The organism is Roseivivax isoporae LMG 25204, assembly GCF_000521865.1.
In the GTDB taxonomy this organism is placed as follows: domain Bacteria; phylum Pseudomonadota; class Alphaproteobacteria; order Rhodobacterales; family Rhodobacteraceae; genus Roseivivax; species Roseivivax isoporae.
On the sequence record NZ_JAME01000095.1, the window covers coordinates 1 to 2,111 of the forward strand.

At 57.2% G+C, this 2,111-nt stretch carries 1 tRNA gene and 2 rRNA genes; all 3 read right to left on the bottom strand.

Going from position 1 to position 2,111, the window contains the following annotated elements:
- Positions 1-2: 2 nt before the first annotated feature.
- Positions 3-79 (bottom strand) — tRNA-Met (locus tag RISW2_RS22650).
- Between the two features lie 51 nt (positions 80-130).
- Positions 131-245, bottom strand: a 5S ribosomal RNA gene (rrf, locus tag RISW2_RS22655).
- 114 nt (positions 246-359) lie between these two features.
- A 23S ribosomal RNA gene (locus tag RISW2_RS22660) occupies positions 360-2,111 on the bottom strand; the annotation flags it as partial.

Genomic DNA, 2,111 nt, shown 5'->3' on the forward strand with positions numbered 1-2,111 from the left:
GCTGGTTGCGGGGGTAGGATTTGAACCTACGACCTTCAGGTTATGAGCCTGACGAGCTACCGGGCTGCTCCACCCCGCGGCAGGGAAGGTATCGTGAGAGAGATACGATCGAACGGCGCTGTCTTTCCAGGTTTGGCGGCGACCTACTCTCCCACGTCTTGAGACGCAGTACCATCGGCGCGACGGCACTTAACGGCCGGGTTCGGAATGGAGCCGGGTGTTTTGCTCGTGCTATGGCCACCAAACCGGGGAAGACAGCGCGGCCCCTGTTTCGGGGCGTTGCATGATGTTGTCCAGGTCAAGGATGTCTTGGGATGTATGCTTTCCGAACGGTATGGCATGTCTGCCTTTTACCGGATCGGATCAAGCCTGTCGGGCCATTAGTACCGGTCAGCTGAGCGCATTGCTGCGCGTACACCTCCGGCCTATCGACGTGGTCGTCTACCACGGCCCTCAGGGAGACCTTGTTTTGAGGGGGGCTTCCCGCTTAGATGCCTTCAGCGGTTATCCTGTCCGATCATAGCTACCCTGCACTGCCGTTGGCACGACAACAGGTCCACCAGTGGATCGTTCAACCCGGTCCTCTCGTACTAGGGTCAACTCCTCTCAAGTCTCCTACACCCACGGCAGATAGGGACCGAACTGTCTCACGACGTTCTAAACCCAGCTCACGTACCTCTTTAAACGGCGAACAGCCGTACCCTTGGGACCTGCTCCAGCCCCAGGATGAGATGAGCCGACATCGAGGTGCCAAACACTGCCGTCGATATGGACTCTTGGGCAGTATCAGCCTGTTATCCCCGGCGTACCTTTTATCCGTTGAGCGATGGCCCTCCCACTTGGGACCACCGGATCACTATGGCCGTCTTTCGACTCTGCTCGACTTGTCAGTCTCGCAGTCAGGCTGGCTTCTGCCATTGCACTCAACGAGCGATTTCCGACCGCTCTGAGCCAACCTTCGCGCGCCTCCGTTACGCTTTAGGAGGCGACCGCCCCAGTCAAACTACCCGCCACAGAGGGTCCCGGACCCGGATAACGGGCCGCGGTTAGACACCAAGCGAACGAAGGGTGGTATCTCAAGGATGGCTCCACGAGAACTAGCGTTCCCGCTTCGACGCCTACCACCTATCCTGCACATCGCAGGCCTGGTGCCAGTCTGAAGCTGTAGTAAAGGTGCACGGGGTCTTTCCGTCTAACCGCGGGTAGCCTGCATCTTGACAGGCAATTCAATTTCGCTGAGTCGACGTTGGAGACAGCGGGGAAGTCGTTACGCCATTCGTGCAGGTCGGAACTTACCCGACAAGGAATTTCGCTACCTTAGGACCGTTATAGTTACGGCCGCCGTTTACCTGGGCTTCAATTCGGAGCGTGAACCCCTCCTTTTAACCTTCAGGCACCGGGCAGGCGTCAGACCCTATACGTCGTCTTGCGACTTCGCAGAGCCCTGTGTTTTTAGTAAACAGTCGCCACCCCCTGGTTTGTGCCCCCGGCCTCTGCTTGCGCAAAAACCGGGCCTCCTTCTCGCGAACTTACGGAGGTATTTTGCCGAGTTCCTTCAACGTCGTTCTCTCAAGCGCCTTGGTATTCTCTACCAGTCCACCTGTGTCGGTTTAGGGTACGGTCCTATGGAGGGCTATTTCCAGGGACTGCTAAACTGCCCGCCCAATCCGATAAGGGCGAACAATCCTCGCAATCCGTCACCATCTCCTGGCCCAGGAATATTCACCTGGTTCCCATCGACTACGCCTTTCGGCCTCGCCTTAGGGGCCGGCTTACCCTGCTCAGATTAGCTTTAAGCAGGAACCCTTGGACTTTCGGCGGGAGTGTCTCTCACACTCCTTGTCGCTACTCATGTCATCATTCTCGCTGGTGATCTCTCCACCGGATCCCTCACAGGCCGGCTTCACAGAAAGCTTCTCTCCTCCAGTGATCCCGAAGGATCGAAGGAGGAATGAAGCTATGTCACACCACGCTCCGCTACCACGCTCTCGCGTCCTCAGCTTCGGCTCATGGCTTGAGCCCCGTTACATCTTCGCCGCAAGACAGCTTGTTTAGACCAGTGAGCTGTTACGCTATCTTTAAAGGATGGCTGCTTCTAAGCCAACCTCCTG